Below are 17,723 nucleotides of genomic sequence, written 5' to 3'. Positions count from 1 at the left end.
ACCATCCCCATTTCTTGGTATACCCGGCGCGCCGTGAACATGATCTGATCCTCGGCACTCACCAGCCGAGGAACAGCCATGACCGAATTTTCCACGCGGGCGCAGTGCGCGCCCGGGAATGCCGCCCTGCGCGCGATGTTCGCCGCGCGGAAGCGGGTTTTCATCGACCTGCTCAAATGGGACCTGCCCGCGCTCGCCGGCGAATATGAAATCGACCAGTTCGACACGGCCGATGCCCATTATTTGATTCTGCTCGGTGCAGACGGCGAGCACCGGGCGTCGGCGCGGCTGCTTCCCAGCGTGGGGACGCACCTGCTGGGTGGCCTTTACGCCCATCTTTGCGACCGCAGCGTACCGCGCGGGCCGACGATCTACGAGATCAGCCGCTTCTGCCTCGACCGCGACCAGGATGCCGCGGCGAGGCTGGCAGCGCGCAACCAGCTTGTCACCGCGCTCGCCGAGCATGCACTGCGCGAAGGTATCACGCATTATACGGGAGTCGCCGAAGAAGGCTGGTTCCGGCAGATCATGAAATTCGGCTGGCGATGCGAAGCGCTTGGCGGCGCGATCGACGATCGCCGCGCGCGTCTCGTCGGCCTTTGCATCCATATCGACGACCGGACGCTGGACGGTCTCAAGCGCGCGGGCGTCTATGCGCCGCTATCGCTCCGCCTCGCCGAAAGCGGGGAGATGATCGCATGATCGCCGCGACCCCCGCCGGTCTGGCGCGTGCGCTCAAGGAAACGGGCTACTGCATCGTCCCGGGCCTGCTGCCGCGATCGACGATCGAGTGCTTCGCCGCGGACCTCGACCCGGTCTTTGCCGCAACGCCGTTCGGCAGCGGCGACTTCTACGGCCGACGTACCAAGAGATTCGGATCGCTTCTGAAGCGGTCGGCCCATGCCGAGGCCCTGGCCCTCGAACCGACGATCCTCGCTGCGGTCCGGGCGATCCTCGGCGGTGGCTGCGACCGGATCCAGCTCAACGTTGCGCAAGCGATCGAAATTCATCCGGGCGAGCCGCGCCAATTTCCCCATCGCGACCATGACATGTGGGCAGCGCCCAAGGGCGCGCAGGAATTTCTGGTCAATGTGATCTGGCCGCTCGATCGCTTCACCGCCGAGAATGGCGCGACGCATATCTATCCGGGCAGCCATGGGCTGGCCGGGATCGCCAGCGAGGAACTCGGCGATCCCGTGATCGCCGAATGCGACCCCGGCGCGGCGATCTGCTTTCTTGGTTCGACGGTGCATGGCGCCGGCGCCAATGTCAGCGGGCGATCTCGGCGCGCCGCCGTGATCGGCTATAGTCTGGGGTGGCTGAAGCCGTATGAAAATCTCTGGCTCGCCTATCCGCCCGAGGTCGCCCGCTCCTTTTCGCCCGAACTTGCCTCGCTCGCGGGATACGCCCAGCACCGGCCCAATCTCGGTAATTACGAAGGCCAATGTCCGTCGGTTCTCCTCAGCGACGCCGTGCCAGCGCATCTAGGCGCGATCGATGCGCTTCGTCCCGATCAGGAGGAGGCAGTGGCGGCATTTGCCCGAGCGGAACGGATGCGCTCATGAGCCCGGCGCATGTGGTCGAGCCGACTTACGAGGCGATCAAGCGCCGGCTGATGACGGGGGTATGGCCGGCCGGGGCGCGGCTCGAGTCCGCCCGGCTCGCCGACGCCCTCGGCGTCAGCGTGACCCCGGTTCGCGACAGCCTCTACCGGCTGACCGGCGAGCATATGGTCGACTTCACTCATGGTGAGGGTTTTCATGTCCATCGGCTCACCGAGACCGAATTGCGCGATTTGCTCGAACTCAACCTGATCCTCCTCCTTGCCGCCCTCGCCACGCGCCGCGGCGGAATCGTCGATCGTGCTTCTCCCGCCGCCGAGGAAACCGACCGGATCGGCGCATTGTTCCTCGGCGTCGCGTCAAGGTCCGGAAACGCCGAACTGGCTGCGGCCATCGCGTCGCTCAACGATCGCTTGCATCTGACGCGCCGCCTCGACCGGCACCTGTTTGCAGACGCGGAAGCTGAAGGCGCCGCAATCGAAGCGGCGCTGTTCGAGGCCGGTCCGCCGGCCATCGCCCGTAACCTGATCCTGCGCTATCACGAGCGCCGGGCGCAAGAGGCCGCAAGCTATGTGCGGATGCTAGCCGAAAGACGCGCCGATCGCTGACGGCAGGGCGCATGCAAACTTTTCACAGCCCGAGGGATCGCCCGCGCCGACAGACGTCTTGTCATTCGCGCCGCATCTTGTCATGATTCCACCGCGCGGCGCGAAGCTGGCAGCCCGCCGCGTGACAATTTCGCCAGGCATTATGAACGCCTGTCCCCTCGGGACGGGCGGCCGGACCGGACCATGGCGCGACCCGCGCGCCCGAACGACGGCACAGCGCTGGACGACAAGCAACTGGCCATGGCCGGGCGCTTGGTCGTGCCATCGGATTTTCCGACGTGTCCCCTTCTTCCTTCAATCGCGTCGCTGCCGAGCGGCATCCGCTTCCTCTGCCCTCGGGCTGTCCGGTCCCTCCGGAGAACCGGCGCGATCCGCGGGCCATCGAATTGCGTGGCGACATCGCGCTCGATGCGGCTTTCCGCACGCATGGCGGGGCCTTGCTCCGCTTCTTGCGCGGCAAGGCGGGCGCGGACGAAGCGCCCGACCTCATGCAGGAGGTCTTTACCCGGGCTGCGGGGAGCGATCAGCGGCACAACATGGCCAATCCGGGTGGCTTCCTGCGCCGCATCGCCCAGAATCTGCTGATCGACAGGTCGCGGCGCCAGTGCCGCCGTCCAGCCATCCTCGTCCCGCTCCAGGAGCAGGGCGACGCGGTCAGCCTGCCAGAACAGGAATGGGGACTGGAAGCGGCAGACCTCTTGCGGCTGTATGAAGCCGCGGTCGACGCCATGCCGCCCAAGACGCGGCGCGTTTTCCTGATGCACCGCGTCGATGAACTCAGTTACCGCGCTATCCACGAGCAGCTTGGCATCAGCATCGCGACGGTCGAATATCATATGATGAAGGCCCTCCGCGAAATCGCAAAGGTGGTAGACTTCGAAACATGACCGATGGGGCTGACAGCGAATATCCCGTCGACGAGATCGCCCGTGCGTGGCTGACCAAGATGCGCGGCGAGGAGGCCAATGCGCTGCGTGCCGAGTTCGAGGCGTGGCGTGCGGCGGCGGCCGAGAACCGCGAAGCCTATGCCCGGATATCCACCCGGATGGCGGCATCTGCGGTGCTAAAGACCTCGGCGCGCCACGGCGCGGCGCGCCCGAAATCCGGCGCCCGGTCGCAATCGAGGGGCTGGGCGCCGTGGGGCGCGATGACCGCCGCCGCCGCGCTGCTTCTCGTCGCCTATGGCGCCGGTGGCGCATCGGTCCCCGGTTTTCTCTCGGGCGGCGCATCGAGCGCCCGGGCGGCCGAACGCTTCGCGACGAAGCGCGGTGAAATCCGTCGTTTCCAGCTCCCGGGCAGTTCCGTCGCCACACTCGACACGGACAGCCAGCTCCTTGTCTCCTTCACAGGCAGCGAGCAGCATGTCCGCCTTGACCGGGGCCGCGTCCGTCTTGCCATCACCGGGGCGGCCCACCCGGTTCGAATTCACATCGGAAAACAGCAGATGATAGCGAGCGACGCCGACTTCGATCTGAGCCTCGACGCGGATGGCCGCGTCCGCATCGCCCTGCTTCGCGGCGTGGCGCGAATTGTCGATGCCGGCGCGCGCGGCGAATCCTTCTCCGCCCTGCCGCTCGGGAAAACACTCGCCTTGCAGTCGCGCGGCGCGGCGCGGGTCGTAATCCCAGCAGCCGACAGCGGCGCGCGCGACTGGCCGAGCGGCTGGACCGAACATCGCAGCATATCGCTCGGAGACCTTGTCGCGGAGGCCAATCGATATGCCATCCGCCCGATCATCATCGACGAGCGGGCCGTCGCGGCCCTGACTGTTTCAGGCCGCTTCAAGATCAGCGACGCCGAGGCGTTCGCATCGCGTACCGCGAAGCTCTTCGGTCTGACCCTCGTCGAGCGACAGGACGGTTTGCATCTCCGCAGCCAATAATATTCTGCGCATCCGCTAAGGTCACCGCCTTACCAGCGTCATCACTCCCCGAAGGCCGCGCTCCCAATGCGCGGCCCCATCCAAAAAGGGGGAGTGAAATGACCATGGAAAATTCGCGGCTGCTGATCGCGCTGCTGGGCAGCGCCGCCGCTCTCGTCGCACCAGCCGAGGCCTTTGCGCAGACCGGCGGACGATATGCCTTCGACCTCAAGGCGCAGGATCTGGGCGATGCGCTGCGTCAGGTGGCCGCGCGGGCCGGTCTGGAACTTTATGCCTCGGCCGCCGACATCGAGGGCGTCGATGCGCCCCCGCTCAAAGCCACCGTCACCGCGAGGGAGGCTATAACCACGCTCCTGCGTGGAACATCGCTCACCGCCGAGTTCGATCGCGGATCGGTGATCATCAGGGGGCGAGCATCGGGCCAAGCCGCCGAGGCCGAAGCGGCGGCGGAGCCCATAATCGTTACGGGCTCGCGCATATCGGGAGCGCCCTCCCCGGCCCCGGTCGTCCGGATCACGGCCGAGGACATTCGCAATTCGGGACAGGCCGACCTCGGAGAAGTGGCGCGCAGCCTGCCCCAGAATTTCGGAGGCGGGCAGAACCCCGGCATCGGCTCGGGCCAGGGGACGCAAAATAGCAACGTCAACGTCAATGGCGCGTCGACCTTCAATCTGCGCGGCATCGGGCCCAATGCGACGCTGACTTTGCTGAACGGCAACCGCTTCGCCTATAGCGGGACGCAGAGCGTCATCGACGTCAGCGCGATCCCTACGGCAGCGGTCGAGCGGGTCGAGATCGTCGCCGACGGGGCTTCGGCGATCTATGGCGCCGACGCCGTTGCCGGCGTCGTCAACATCTTGCTGCGGAAGGATTATGAAGGCGTCACCACGAGCGCGCGGCTGGCAGGCTCGACGGGCGGCGGCAATTTCCAGCAGCAATATAATGTGCTCGGCGGCGCCAAATGGTCGAGCGGCGGCTTTCTCGCGACCTATGATTATTTCGACAATAGCGCGATCCTCGCGCGTCACCGCAGCTACACCGCGAGCAGCAACCCCGCCTCCACCCTCTATCCCGAGCTCAAGCGCCACAGCATATTGTTGAGCGGCCATCAGCAATTTACCGCCGGCGTCAGTCTGAAGACCGACCTCCTCTACAAGCGGGGCGACATGCGATCGGAGCGCGGGCTGCTTGTCGACCGTCCGGTCACGGCCCGCGGCCTCGTCGTCGACAATGAGTTCAAGACCTTTGGCATCGCGCCGACGCTGCAAGCCGAACTCGGCGGTGGCTGGAGCGCCCGGTTGACCGGCTTCTACGGCACCGACGACACCTATGGCGTCACCCAGAACTACACCAATGGTGTCGCGGCGCAGTCGATCCGGATCTTCGACAATCGCAGCATCAGTGTCGAGGCGGGCGTCGAGGGGCCCTTGTTTGCCCTGCCCGGCGGCGATGTGCGGCTTGCAGCGGGCGGTGGCTGGCGGAGCAACCGCCTCGCCGCGCTGATCGCCGGACGCGATTTCACTGCGACGCGCAAGAACCGCTTCGCCTATGGCGAGCTGTTGGTGCCGTTGGCCAGCCCCGAACAAGGGCTGTCCCTTGCCCATCGCGCGTCGATCACTGCGGCGCTGCGCTGGGAGGATTACACGGACGCGGGAAGCATCGTCACGCCGAAGCTCGGCTTCGTCTATGCGCCCGCCCCCGAGTTCAGCGTCGGCGTTTCCTGGGGCCGGTCGTTCAAGATGCCGACCCTCAATCAGCAATATAGCGGTTATACGCCAGTGCTGCTGCCGGTCACGGGCTATGGCACGCTGTTTCCGCCGGGATCGACCTATCTCTATGTCGGCGGTCCCAACCCCGAGGTCGGCCCCGAGCGATCGGAGAATATCACGCTGAGCGCGACCTTCCAGCCGTCGCCGCGGCTCCAGATCGTCTCAAGCCTGTTCCGGATCGATTATCGCGACCGGGTGGCACCGCCCTTCGGTTCGCCGCTCGGCTTGCTGACCAACCCGCTTTACACAAGCCTGGTTACCTTCAATCCCTCGGCGGCGCTGCTCGATGCGGTGATCGCGGGTGCGGCCGATCCGCTGGGGAATGCGACGAGCGGCCCCTATGACCCGGCCAAGGTGATCGCGCTGCTCGACGGGCGCGACCGCAATATCGCCTCGCAGCGCTATGAGGGCGCCGATCTGTCGCTGCGCTACCGTGCACCGGTCGGCGCCGGGCGAGACGTCACGCTCACCGCCAATGCGACATGGCTTGATAGCCGCCAGCGGCTCCTCCCCGGACTTCCGGTCACCGATCTTGCGGGGACGATCTTCAATCCGCCGCATTTTCGCGCACGCGGCGGCGCGACCTTTGGCGACGATCGCTTCACGCTGGCATCCTTTGTCAGCTTCACAGGCGGCGTCACCGACCGGCGGCGTCCCATTCCCATCAAGGTCGGATCGATGGCGACCATCGACCTCTCGGCGCGCGTCAAGCTGGGACGCCTCGCCGACGTCAGCCTGAACGCCCTCAATATCCTGAATGCCAAACCCGACGTGACCGCGGTCGCGTCGCCAAGCGACACGCCCTATGATTCCACGAACTATTCGGCGGTCGGCCGCTTTTTCGCCCTGACCATCAGCCGCGACTGGTGAGGAGGCGGGAATGATGAACGCTCTCAAAATCACTGTGTCTTCTGCGGCGTTCCTTGCCGTCGCAGCGCTCTCCCCTGCCGCGGCGGCAGGGGAGAGCAAAGGCCGTCCCTGGACACTCGAGGACATATTGCTTGTTCCGAAAGTGAATGAAATCGCCCTCTCGGATGATGGCCGTTTTGCGCTCTACGCCGTGGAGGCCGCCGACGAAACAGCGGGGCGGCCGCGCGCGTCGGTCCGCATCGTCGACCTGACGAGCAGGATGCAGCGCGAACTGGGCCGCGTCGATATGGCGAAGTCGCTAAAACCCATTCCGGGAACACGCGACTGGAGCGCCCTACTCGACATGGGGTCGGGATTGCAGCTGTACAGGATCAGTGCCGCGGGCTCGATTACGCCGCTCATGCTTAGCGCTGCACCGCTCCTTGTCGGCCGGGCCGATCTCGCGGTCCCCGTCGGCGGAGGGACGCCGCCCCACCGCGTCGGGGTGCTTGCCTATGACTGGTCGCCTGACGGCAGATGGCTCTGGTATACGCTGCTCAAGGCCGCCCCCGATGTGCGGCAGGTGCGGTTCGACGGCGACGCCGACCAGCTGCGCAACCGCCGACGATCGTCGATCGCAGCGAATGTCGAATATTATCTGCGCGATCCGGACGGGCAATCGCACAAGGTTCTGACACGTCCTTCGAACGACCGGATGGCCATGCACGCGGGCGCCGACATATTGTGGCGCGGCGACGAGATCGAATTCCGCATCGAGACTCCGGACGGGACCGCAGGCGGAGCCTTTGAAGTCCGTGCCTGGGACCGGCGCCGGATGACGATGCGAACCCTCGCGAACGAACGCGATGTGCAGACGCTCTGGATACTCAAAGGGCCCCGTGGCGGCGAATTGTCGACGGAGGGATTTGGAGATCGTCCCGAGCTGATCGAAACAGTGATTGGCGGAAAACGACGCAGCTACGGCCCGGTCGGCTTCACGATCGGTGATCTCAGGTCGGCGGGGATCCAGTTCAGCACCGACGGACGGCGCGTGGTCCTCGGCACGCGCAGCACGTCGCTGCCACGTTACGGGCTTGCCCTTCTCGACCGGCGGGGTGTACGCCCGATCGAGAGCGCGGGCAGCCTGACGCGATGCGGTTTCGACAGCGCGCTCACGAAAGCAGTCTGTGTTGAGGAAAGCATGACACGGCCGCCGCAACTCGTCCGGATCGACCTGTCCGGCGGTAAAATCGAACCCGTCGCATCAATCTCTCCCCGGCATGACGAGATCGCGCCGCTCGATGCACAGCCGCGCATCTGGATCAATCGGGACGGTTATAAGGCGTCGGGCTATGTCGTCCGTCCGCGCGGGTACAAGGCGGGACATCGCTATCCCGCGATCATTGTGACCCATGGCGGCGACGCCGATGAGCGTTTTTTCGATGCCGCGAACCAATGGAATTATCCCGTCCAGCTGTTTGCCGAACGCGGCTATGTCGTGCTTCTCATCAACGATCCGTCGCCGCGTCAGGCCGAAGCATTGGAAGGGGCCTATCGAGCCTGGATGCGCGGCAGCGGCCCGCCCGGTCCCGAGGCGCTTCAGCAGCTGGTCTTTATAAACGGCGTCCACAGTTTCGAGGATGCGATAAGCCAGCTCACGAAAGAGGGACTTGTCGATGCCGACCGTGTCGGCATTGCCGGCTATAGCCGCGGCGCGCAGATGGTGAATGTCGCGGTCACGCAATCGACGAAGTTTCGGGCTGCCTCGAGCGGCGATGGCGGCCTGCTCGAGCCTTCGGGTTATGCGACGGCCCGCGACAGCTATGATGCGATCTATGGGGGATCGCCGCTTGGTGGGCACCTCGACCAATATCGGCGCTTTGCGCCTTCGCTCAATGCGCCGAAGATATGCGCAGCGGTATTGCAACAGGTTGCTGCGGCATCGCCATCGCAGTTCGAATTCTACGATGCCATGCGCGCCGCGGGCGTACCGACGCAGATCAGCTATTATCCCGGCAAAGATCCGGCGTCCGATGAAACCCATCTCTTCCACATTCCGGCTAACCGCCTCAACGCGATGCGGGAAAATATCGCCTGGTTCGACTATTGGCTGCTCGGCAAGCGCGATCCGGACGCTCCGTTTCCGGACCGCCTGACCGAATGGGACCGGATGGCCGGGGAACCCCGCCGCCATTGCGGCCTGCCCGTTCCCGACCAGCGCCCGGCGACGCCTAACTAGCGGCGCTCCACCAGCGCGCCCAGCTCTCGGCCGAGGCGAAGTCGAGAATGCGCTGGATGCGCGCGGTTCCGCGCCAACTGGGATCCTCGGCGATATCGAGGAGCGCTGCATCGAATATTCCCGCCCGTTCGAGAAGGCCGCCGCGAAGATGTGCATGCAGCGCAGCGCGATACCGGCGATACACTTGCAGGTCGAAGCCGCCAGGCCCGCCCTTCTGTGTCCGGGCCAAAATCGCCGGGGGAAGCCCTCCCTCGAACGCCCTTCGCGCCACCGCGCGGTTGAGACCGTCGGCGACCCACATCCATGTCGGGATCGAGAGGCATAATTCGACGATCGGCTGCGACTGCAGCGGCGCGATGTGAAGCGGCCTGACCGCCCGCGGATAGAGTTCGATGCCCTTCTGGGACCGCATGAGATAGGCGGCGTGGACCGTCTTGCCTGGAAGGATGCCATCCGGCGGCACGAGCCACGGGTGCGACGGACCCGCCGCTTCGATCCTCGCCAGCACATCCCTATGCAAGCCGACGAGATCGAAGCGCGCCACATGCCGCCCCCTGTCGCAACGAAATCTCTTCCAGGCGTGGCGAACAACCGTCATCCTGTCGGCGCCGGTCAGTAGGCAGATATCGCGCAATGTTGTCCCCAGGCCGGATCGCGGCCCTTCGCTCAGCAGTCGGTCGAGAAGCGGCACCGCGCTTCGAATGCCGCACAGGATGCCGTCGCCGCCATTGCCGGTAAAATGCGCGTCGATCGACAGTTCGCTTTCCAGTCTTCGATGAACTGCCTCGTTCGTCTGCTTAGCCAGCGCGGCGACAGGCCATGGATGATGCGGCGCGGCCGCGCGGTCGATATCGATGTCGCGGACATCGCGCATCGCTTCACGCAGTTCCAGGCCAAGCGCGTTGGCGGTTGCTGCCGCATAGCGCCGTTCGTCGCCGTCGAAATCCGGCCCGAAGAGCGTCATGCAGGTTAGGCGCTCGGCACGCGCTGCCGCCGCCGCAGCGACGATGGAAGAATCGAGGCCGCCGGACAGTCCAAGCAGAATGGACGAAAAGCAGCTGGCCCAAGCACCGACGCAGTCGGCAACCACCTCGCGCAGCCGCGCGGCGGCATCATCGAAACTCATGCCGGGCGGTTGCTTGACATGATGCCAGGGCGACCACCATGGCTCGATCCAAATGCGATCGCCGTCGACCATGAGACATTCGCCGGCAATCAGTTCCTCCACTCCGGCGATGCAGGTTTTGCGCCCGCGCGCGTCGGCGCTGGCGAGCGTTCGCGCAATCTCCTCGAAATCGACGACGTCGCGCCCGCGCGATGCGACCTCGGCCATGTCTCCGGCAAGGACTATCCGGTCCGCTTCGGTGCGGGCGTAGCAGGGAAGCAGGCCCGAGGGATCGCGAAGGATCTGAACCACGCCATTCCCGTCGACGCGGACAAAGATATAGCCGCCCCAATAATCACCGAGGAGCGAGCGTCCGCAGTTCGACGCGAGGCCTTCGCCGTCGGCCTTCAGTTTGGTGACCCTCTGGCTCGGCGATCCCCGACTGAAAAGATGGCCAATGATGATCGACTGTTGATCGACGGGAACGACCGGTTCGTCCGACCAGATCGTGACGCCGCCGTGCGCGAACACCGGCTTCTTTGCACGGGCATGCGAAGCACGCCGGGCGCCGGACGGGAGCTGGACTTCGATGCGGAAACCGCCCGCCATCAGACCGCGAAGATCGGCTGGTAGCGAAGCACGACATCCAGCGGATCGGTCAGCACGGTTGCCCCTGCCTGCACCCAGCAATGCGCGGCGAAGGGCATGGATACGCCGAACACCAGCGATGAGGAGCAACCGCGCCGGGTCAGTATCCGCTTCATCGCGATCCCCCGGGCGAGACACTGGTCCGTTGCGTGAACATGGCGGCGCGCGCGGAGAAACGCCGCCGCGACCTCATGCGTAATGTGGGCGCTGCCGGGGGCGTCCGCGTCTGGCGTTTCCGCCAGCCGGCGGACAATGTCGCAAATCTTCCTGCGACGTAGGTCCCGGCGGGCACGAGCCTGCGCCGACACACTGACGATCGTCATGCACAAGGGTGCCGGGGCAAGAGGCATGTCGACGAGGCTCGCGGTGGCGGGCGCTATCTCTACCTGTTCCGGGCGTGCCTCGGTAATCAGGCCCCGGGCCCGCAGGAGCATGTCATCGCCGGCGTCCCCGGTCCCCGCGAGAAAGCGAGCCAAGGCATCTGCGGCCGCTGCCGCCGGCATGAAGTACCGATCGGCATGAAGATCGAACATGATGAAATCGCCGTCGATTTCTCGGCAATAGAGGCCCGGTCGGAGAAGGGAGATCATATCGGTCGGTGCGCTGGACAAGAGCGGCGCGCCGCAGAGCACGGCGCGCCGTTCGCTGTCAGTCGTCGGTCGTGATGCCGCCGCTGAGCAGGAAATGCTCACCGGTTGCCTCGTCGCGCGGACCGACGGGATCGATGCCGCGGGTTTCGCAGCTGATCGCGCCGAGTTCGATGGCCTCGTCGCTGTTCTGCAGATTTTTCATTGCCTTCTTCCTTTCCAAATCGCGACCGAAATGGGTCGCTGGGGGAAGTTATGCCGCGGCAAACATGGCTTCCATTTTATTATTCAATTATAATCGCTTGGCGTCACCGACCAAAAAAGTGACCGAGCAGAGGAAACACGCGTAGGGAACGCGCACTGACACCTTTAGCGGACCGCCTGGACATGCGTGCCAGAGCCCGGTCACGCGCGATTACAGGAAAAGCGCGGTAATATCCTGCCGCGTCGCGGCGACGGCGCAACGGGAACCGGCCCCGAAAATGGGTCTATGTCCGCCTTTCAAGATGCCGCGTGGATTGCGGAATCATTCCTCATCCGAGGTCGACGTCACGAAGACGTAAAGCGCGGCGCCAAAGAGAAGGATAATCAGAACGGAGAATGCCGTGTTTTCGTAAGCATATGCCATGATGCAAGCTGAGTTCCCACGCGGCGCGCCAAGCGTCACCATAGGGAGCGCCTGCCGCGTCGGCGAACGCAACACCGGATAAGGTCTATTCGGGAAACGGATTGATGGGCGAGGGTCGCGGCGGCGCAAATTCGCTTGGTTGACCTGCGAAGCCGCGGCAGCCTGACCCAGATGTCCGTGACTCGACGTCCGCGCGCTGAAACGTCATTTATCCTCAACGACGGACCAACACTCGTACCTGTTCTGCTCGGTCGTGCTTATCGGTTCCCGGGCAACCAAGCGTCCCCATTGTCTTTACGTTCGTTCAGTTTGTCCGAGGCCAGTTCACCGATTGCGAGAATTAATGAAGCCCTTCGCGCGCCAGGCAAGGTGTGCAGGCTCTTCGATCTTGCCACTGCACTTATGGCCATTGCCGACGCGAAACCGGATTGTGGTGCGCTGAAATCGAGGGCGCGCGGCACGGGTGACAAGCTCAATTGTTGGTCCAAAAATGGCCGCTACTATTCACAACGTGAATGCGCCGTATCCGGCTGCATTCCTTGCTTCTGCCGGCTGGAAAGCGCAGAAATTCCGGAGAGAAAAATTATAAATCACTGAGGAGAGGTCGCGGCGCGAGATGGCGGCCTGAAAAGCGAAGGGAGCCCCATCGATGCCGCCGAGGGTATGCGACCATATCTTCACGCCATTCGGTGCGGTCGCCGGATCCGGGACCAGCCTGTCCTGTCGAACGGCCCCTGCCTGATGCTGTCCTTTCTCCATTTGACGATCTTCGAGACGCTTATGCGGCTCAAGAGCGTGACGCAGGCGGCCGATGCGCTCGATATGCCGCAGCCATCGCTCAGCCGGCATCTGAAATATCTGCGATCCCATTTCAACAATCCGTTGTTCGTGCGCACGAGCAAGGGCCTAGAGCCAACGTCCATGGCAATGTCGATCGCGAGCGCCATTTCGGACGCGCTGGAAATTTATGCGAAGCGCCTGTCGACCGATCAAGACTTCGACCCGTCCGCATCGCACCGGAACTTCCTCATCGCCGCGACCGACATCGGACATCTGCTCACGCTTCCCTGGCTCGAAGACTGGGCTCAAAAGTCTGCGCCGGACGTAAGCTTCACGGCTGTTCCCTTGGGTCGGTCCCGTCTGGTCGCCCAGCTTGAATCGGGCGAAGTGGACGTCGCGATTGGCAGTTTCCCCAATTTGATCGCCGGCATACGCGAACAGACGCTGTTCAATGAACATTATGTCTGCATCGTACCTCGCAAGCTGGTTCCCAATGGCGTGCTCACGCTCGAAACATATTGCGACGCGCGCCATATTTTGGTCGACGGCAAAAGGCTTGGCCACATCCACGAGGAGGTCGAGAAGCGCATACTCGACGTCATCGGCGAAGGACATGTGCAGATATTGTCCGAGAATTTTCTGCTCAGCGCCCATATCGCCGAGCGCTCCAATATGATCCTGACGGTTCCCTCTCGCGTAGCGGCGATCGCGAGTTCCGAGCGCGTGTGTCTCATGAAGCCGCCCCTGGATCTGCCGGGCTTCGACGTGAAGCAATATTGGCACGAACGCTTCGACAGCGAACCGGGCAATATCTGGTTGCGCGCCCACATCGCCAGAATTCGGCAAGTGGAGGCGGGCACCGCCTGTCACCCTGAGTGGATGCCGCAAAAACGGGCCGCGAATATGTAGGGTGTCATAGCGGCCCAAGGGACCCTGACCACGATCTTGGGAATGAGGCGGTGCATCGTATCCCGAAGCGGTGCGATCGCTTCACGCCCGGAGATTCAAGCTGGAAAAGAAGAATGCGAAATCTGAACGAATTTACGATCACAGAAGAAGTTTTGCGCCGTTGCTCGAACACGCCGGATCCGCGCACCAAGCTCTTGATGGAGGCGCTGGTCCGCCACCTTCATGATTTCGCGCGCGAGGTCGACCTGAGCGAGACCGAGTGGATGGAGGGCATCAAGTTCCTCACCGAGGTCGGGCGGTTTAGCGAAGGCCAGCGACAGGAATATATTCTCCTTTCGGATACGCTTGGTCTTTCGCAGCTCGTGGTTTCCCAGAGCAATCGCCGTTCGGGCGCCGCAACTGAACAGACCGTATTCGGTCCCTTCCACGTCGATGAGGTGCCGATCAGGCCTCACGGCTATGACATTTCCGAAAATGCGGAAGGCAACCGGCTCGAGATCCGTTTGCAAGTCCTGGACGTGGGCGGCAAGCCGCTGAAGGGCGCGCTGGTCGAAGTCTGGCACGCCGATGCGCTCGGCAAATATGACACCCAGGATCCAGACTGGGCATCCGCCAACTGCCGCTACCGCGGTAACTTTCTGACCGACGATGATGGGCACGCCCATCTGACAACCATTATGCCCTGCAGCTATCCGATTCCGACAGACGGACCGGTAGGCAAAATGATGCGCGCGACAGGTCGATCACCCATGCGGCCGGCTCATATTCATTTTCGGGTCGCACTTCCGGGCTTCGATACGCTTGTCACCCATGTCTTCGACGGAACCGATGCGTTCCTCGACGATGACGCGGTATTTGGCGTCCTCGATTCCACGATCGGGGAATTCGTTCCGGTGACCGAGCCCGGTGCGGGCGCGGAACACTATCGTCTCGACCGCTGTCTCGTTCTGCAACCGAGTGGACCAAGCGATGCGAACGAACAACCCGACCCGCGTATGATTGATAGACTGGAATTGTAATGCTCTACCTACGTCTTTGTCTGGACAGGCCGGAATCCGGCGACTTGCGAGCCGACAAGCGTGCCGATCACCGAAACTATCTAGGCGCGCACGCCGACCTGATCCGCCAAGCGGGCCCTCTCCTGGGCGAGGATGGTCAAATGATCGGCAGCATGATGATCGTTGAAGCCGAAGAAATCGGCGCCGTCCGCAATTTTCACGAAGCTGACCCTTTCACTTTGGCGGGTCTGTTCGAGACAGTGCATATTTTCCAGTGGGACCGGCACATGGCGTCCTGAACGATATGCGCTGCTGCTAACCAAAATGCCGCCGGGATCGACAATCGATCCCGGCGGCAATCTAAAATTCGGTGACGCACGCCGGCGGGTTTGTCACAGATCGAGAACGAGGCGCTCCGTTTTGCTGAGCGAACAGCAGATCAGCATGACTTCGTTCGATGCTTTTCGCTCGTCCGAAAGAACCCAGTCCCGGTGATCGGGCACGCCTTCGAGCACCGGCGTGAGACAAGTTCCACAGACGCCTTGCGTGCAGGAATAATTGTGGCTGATGCCATTCTGCAGCAGGGTTTCGAGGATGGTCATTCCCTCTTCGACAAGAAATTCGTCGCCGCTTTTGGCCAGTACGACGGTGAATTCTCCGCCCGTGCCCGGGTCGGCCGGCGCGACGCCGAAATGTTCCAGCCGGACCCGCTCGGCCGCAATGCCTGCTGTCGCCTGCTTGTACGCCTCAAGCATGGCAGCGGGTCCGCAGCAGTAGAAAATACTGTTCTCGGGCGCATGATCGACGATGGCCTTCATATCCAGAAACCGGCCACCGCTTTCTTCGTCAAGGTGCAACTTGACCTTGTCACCGCCTCCGGCGGCCGTAATCTGTTCCAGAAAGGCCGCATATTCGGCGGCGCGGCATGCGTAGTGGACCTCCCACGACCCGCCCAGTTCGATCTGACGTTGAATCATCGCCCAGATCGGCGTGATCCCGATCCCGCCGGCAATGAAGACCGAATGGGACGCGCTTTCATCGAGCGGGAAATTGTTCGACGGCTCGGTGATCGCCAGCCGATCCCCGACCCGCACCCGTTCGTGCATGAAGCGCGATCCGCCGCGGCTGTTCCGATCGAGATTGACGGCGATAAGATAACGGCCCGTCTCGCGCTGCGAATTGATCAGCGAATAGCTTCTCACCAGGCCATTTTCGAGGCGAATGTCGATATGAGCACCAGCGGTGAAGGCGGGCAATGTGTCCCCTTCACAGGGGTGTAGCTCAAAGGAGCTGATACCCGTCGCCTCACTCGTAATGCGCTTGACGACGACGTCGATCATATTCGGCGATTGTGTCATGGCCCGTTCCTTACAAACATGCTTCGACGAGCGTGTCGCGCAGCGCATCGGTTATGAAATCCAACCGATCGAGCCGAGCGCGAGCGTGCACATAGGTATCGGGGCGAATGAGCGCGGCCCATCCGACGCTGTTCTCGCCCCATTGCCGTGCCAGGTCGCCGTCGGTGTCAACGAAGACGTCTTCGCGGATCGACGCTTCGCTGCCCTTGGCCAGCACGGTCACGACTTTGATCTGAGGCCAACGCTTGGCGGCAGAGGTGGCGAAAGCCTCCGCCAAACCTGCCTCGACATCGCTCTGGGGTGCGAGCAGAAGCGTGAAACGGGTATGCCGCGTCAGGTCGAACAGCCGAACGCGCGGCGCGAGTTCAGCATCCGATACGCGGTCGCCAGCGCGTGGTCCGGCGAGACCATCGTCATTGTAGCGGGCGAGCTGCTCGCAATAATTGTAGGACATGCCAGAGATGCGCCGCGTAGCGGCATCGTGCCAGCCAGCCTGCTGGGTCATGGCGACGCGATCCTCAAGCCCTTGCCCATGGCCCATGATGATCTCGTGCATCGCATGCGTGCCTTCGAGCAATTGTTTGGCCACCGGGGTCCGCTCGGTTTGATAGGTATCGACGAGCGAGCGATGCGCTTCGCCATTTTCCACCATCGCAATTTTCCACGCGAGGTTGAAGGTGTCCTGCATGCTCACATTCATGCCGCTGCCGCCCGACGGCGAGTGACAATGCGCTGCATCACCGGCGAGAAAGACCGACCCGCTCTGATAGCTGCTCGTCATTCTTTTCCAGACGCGCCACTTGGTGGCCCAGCGGGGTTCATCGAGCGCCGCCACATCGTCGAACGCGCTGACATATTCCTGAAACGCCTCGTGCGTCTCGCCAAGACTGTCCTTGTCCGCCTTGCCCATGTCGCTGATCAACACCCGGTAATTGGTGCCCGGCAGCTTGGTGACGAGCACGAATTTGTCCTGGCCGATGAAATAGTGAATCCAGTCGTCGCCCGCTGCGAAGTCGCTGATGCCGACGTCCATCATCTGGAGAACATTTTCTTCGTAATCTTCGCCGTCATAGGCGATCCCCATACACTCGCGGACGCGGCTGCGGACGCCATCGGCACCGATCACCCAGCGTGGGCGGATCGTTTCCTTGCTGCCGTCTGCAAGGCGAAGTCCCACTTCGATGCCGCTCTCGCCTTGCTTCAGCGTAAGCAGTTGCGTTCCCCATTCCGGACGGAAGTTGAACGTTGCATCGAGATGCTGCCGAAGCACGCGTTCGGTCTCGTTCTGATTGTAGATCATGATGAACGGAAAACGCCCGGGAAGGGTCGAGAAGTCCAGGATGGGCTTCGCGTCGGTGTTCTCGAAATTGAACGTGAAGCCGCTGCTCTTGATCCCGGTATCGAGATAGCGGTGCGCGATGCCGATATGCTCCATCATCTCCATCGTCCGAGAATGGATCGTGAAGGACTTCGAAGTCTGGTGCGGCACCGGCAACCGGTCGATAAGGCGGCACCGAATGCCGCGACGAAGAAGCTCGTTGGCCGCGATAAGACCGGTCGGTCCGCCGCCCACAATAAGAACGGGCAAATCCGCATCAATTCCCGCATATTTCGAATTCAAGGCAGCACTTTCCACGCCCATTTCTCCCAAGTTTTTCATTGTTAGTGTAACTGCAGCTGGATTTATTGGCCGCTCATAGCCTGAGCATGCCACACAACTTGGAGTTATAAGGGGAGCATAATGGCAGTGGCGCATGAAGGAAATCGACATTGTGGGCTGCGGGTGAATTGACCCCATGCG

16 protein-coding genes are annotated in these 17,723 nt (G+C 63.0%); 11 read left to right on the top strand and 5 right to left on the bottom strand.

All coding sequences use genetic code 11. The annotated features are described in order from the left end of the window. The first annotated feature begins 78 nt into the window (after nt 1-78). The 7 genes from NL2_RS07750 (at nt 79) to NL2_RS07720 (ending at nt 8,909) form a co-directional block, all read left to right on the top strand. Nucleotides 79-702, top strand: a complete 624-nt coding sequence (locus NL2_RS07750; RefSeq protein WP_036523974.1) for an acyl-homoserine-lactone synthase — start codon at nt 79-81, stop codon at nt 700-702. Further along, nucleotides 699-1,565 carry a phytanoyl-CoA dioxygenase family protein gene (locus tag NL2_RS07745; protein ID WP_036523971.1) on the top strand — a complete coding sequence of 289 codons (867 nt, stop codon included), beginning with the start codon at nt 699-701 and terminating at the stop codon, nt 1,563-1,565. Before NL2_RS07750 ends, NL2_RS07745 begins: the two co-directional genes overlap by 4 nt. Then, nucleotides 1,562-2,170 carry a GntR family transcriptional regulator gene (locus tag NL2_RS07740; RefSeq protein ID WP_051586723.1) on the top strand — a complete coding sequence of 203 codons (609 nt, stop codon included), beginning with the start codon at nt 1,562-1,564 and terminating at the stop codon, nt 2,168-2,170. Before NL2_RS07745 ends, NL2_RS07740 begins: the two co-directional genes overlap by 4 nt. A 278-nt stretch (nt 2,171-2,448) precedes the next feature. Then, on the top strand, nt 2,449-3,057 hold the full coding sequence (locus NL2_RS07735; protein WP_245647616.1) for an RNA polymerase sigma factor: 609 nt from the start codon (nt 2,449-2,451) through the stop codon (nt 3,055-3,057). Beyond that, nucleotides 3,054-4,052, top strand: coding sequence for a FecR domain-containing protein (locus tag NL2_RS07730; protein WP_036523969.1), 999 nt, complete (start codon nt 3,054-3,056; stop codon nt 4,050-4,052). The genes NL2_RS07735 and NL2_RS07730 overlap by 4 nt, the downstream gene beginning before the upstream one ends. A gap of 98 nt (nt 4,053-4,150) precedes the next feature. Continuing rightward, complete coding sequence (locus NL2_RS07725; RefSeq protein WP_051586722.1) at nt 4,151-6,691, top strand: TonB-dependent receptor plug domain-containing protein; 2,541 nt, start codon at nt 4,151-4,153, stop codon at nt 6,689-6,691. Nucleotides 6,692-6,704: 13 nt separating this feature from the next. Beyond that, nucleotides 6,705-8,909: a prolyl oligopeptidase family serine peptidase gene (locus tag NL2_RS07720; RefSeq protein WP_169799488.1), complete on the top strand. Its 2,205-nt coding sequence runs from the start codon at nt 6,705-6,707 to the stop codon at nt 8,907-8,909. Here the strand turns inward: NL2_RS07720 and NL2_RS07715 are convergent. The 3 genes from NL2_RS07715 to NL2_RS21090 are packed head-to-tail and all read right to left on the bottom strand — an operon-like array spanning nt 8,902 to nt 11,454. After that, nucleotides 8,902-10,623: an asparagine synthase-related protein gene (locus NL2_RS07715; protein ID WP_036523966.1), complete on the bottom strand. Its 1,722-nt coding sequence runs from the start codon at nt 10,621-10,623 to the stop codon at nt 8,902-8,904. The genes NL2_RS07720 and NL2_RS07715 overlap by 8 nt on opposite strands. Then, on the bottom strand, nt 10,623-11,273 hold the full coding sequence (locus NL2_RS07710) for a lasso peptide biosynthesis B2 protein (protein ID WP_155986187.1): 651 nt from the start codon (nt 11,271-11,273) through the stop codon (nt 10,623-10,625). The genes NL2_RS07715 and NL2_RS07710 overlap by 1 nt, the downstream gene beginning before the upstream one ends. A 37-nt stretch (nt 11,274-11,310) precedes the next feature. Further along, nucleotides 11,311-11,454 carry a hypothetical protein gene (locus tag NL2_RS21090; RefSeq protein WP_155986186.1) on the bottom strand — a complete coding sequence of 48 codons (144 nt, stop codon included), beginning with the start codon at nt 11,452-11,454 and terminating at the stop codon, nt 11,311-11,313. Between the two features lie 558 nt (nt 11,455-12,012). Between NL2_RS21090 and NL2_RS21085 the strand changes: the two genes are divergently transcribed. The 4 genes from NL2_RS21085 to NL2_RS07695 all read left to right on the top strand — a co-directional run bounded on the left by NL2_RS21085 (nt 12,013) and on the right by NL2_RS07695 (nt 14,863). Further along, the gene (locus NL2_RS21085) at nt 12,013-12,474 is read left to right on the top strand and encodes a hypothetical protein (RefSeq protein WP_155986185.1); all 462 of its coding nucleotides are present in this window, start codon (nt 12,013-12,015) and stop codon (nt 12,472-12,474) included. 144 nt (nt 12,475-12,618) lie between these two features. After that, nucleotides 12,619-13,566, top strand: coding sequence for a LysR family transcriptional regulator (locus NL2_RS07705; protein WP_051586720.1), 948 nt, complete (start codon nt 12,619-12,621; stop codon nt 13,564-13,566). 113 nt (nt 13,567-13,679) lie between these two features. Then, nucleotides 13,680-14,585 (top strand): dioxygenase family protein, encoded by a 906-nt coding sequence (locus NL2_RS07700; protein WP_081798917.1) that lies wholly within the window; start codon nt 13,680-13,682, stop codon nt 14,583-14,585. Next, complete coding sequence (locus NL2_RS07695; protein WP_036523960.1) at nt 14,585-14,863, top strand: YciI family protein; 279 nt, start codon at nt 14,585-14,587, stop codon at nt 14,861-14,863. The genes NL2_RS07700 and NL2_RS07695 overlap by 1 nt, the downstream gene beginning before the upstream one ends. A 93-nt stretch (nt 14,864-14,956) precedes the next feature. Here NL2_RS07695 and NL2_RS07690 read toward each other — a convergent pair whose 3' ends face one another. Both NL2_RS07690 and pcpB read right to left on the bottom strand, forming a co-directional pair. After that, on the bottom strand, nt 14,957-15,922 hold the full coding sequence (locus NL2_RS07690; protein WP_036523958.1) for a PDR/VanB family oxidoreductase: 966 nt from the start codon (nt 15,920-15,922) through the stop codon (nt 14,957-14,959). A gap of 10 nt (nt 15,923-15,932) precedes the next feature. Next, nucleotides 15,933-17,558 (bottom strand): pentachlorophenol 4-monooxygenase PcpB, encoded by a 1,626-nt coding sequence (pcpB, locus tag NL2_RS07685; RefSeq protein WP_169799487.1) that lies wholly within the window; start codon nt 17,556-17,558, stop codon nt 15,933-15,935. Nucleotides 17,559-17,723 lie beyond the last annotated feature (165 nt).

Origin of the sequence: Novosphingobium lentum NBRC 107847, from assembly GCF_001590965.1 — a bacterium.
In the GTDB taxonomy this organism is placed as follows: domain Bacteria; phylum Pseudomonadota; class Alphaproteobacteria; order Sphingomonadales; family Sphingomonadaceae; genus Novosphingobium; species Novosphingobium lentum.
Note: the sequence above shows the minus strand (reverse complement) of the source record. Positions and strands in the feature narration are given on the sequence as shown.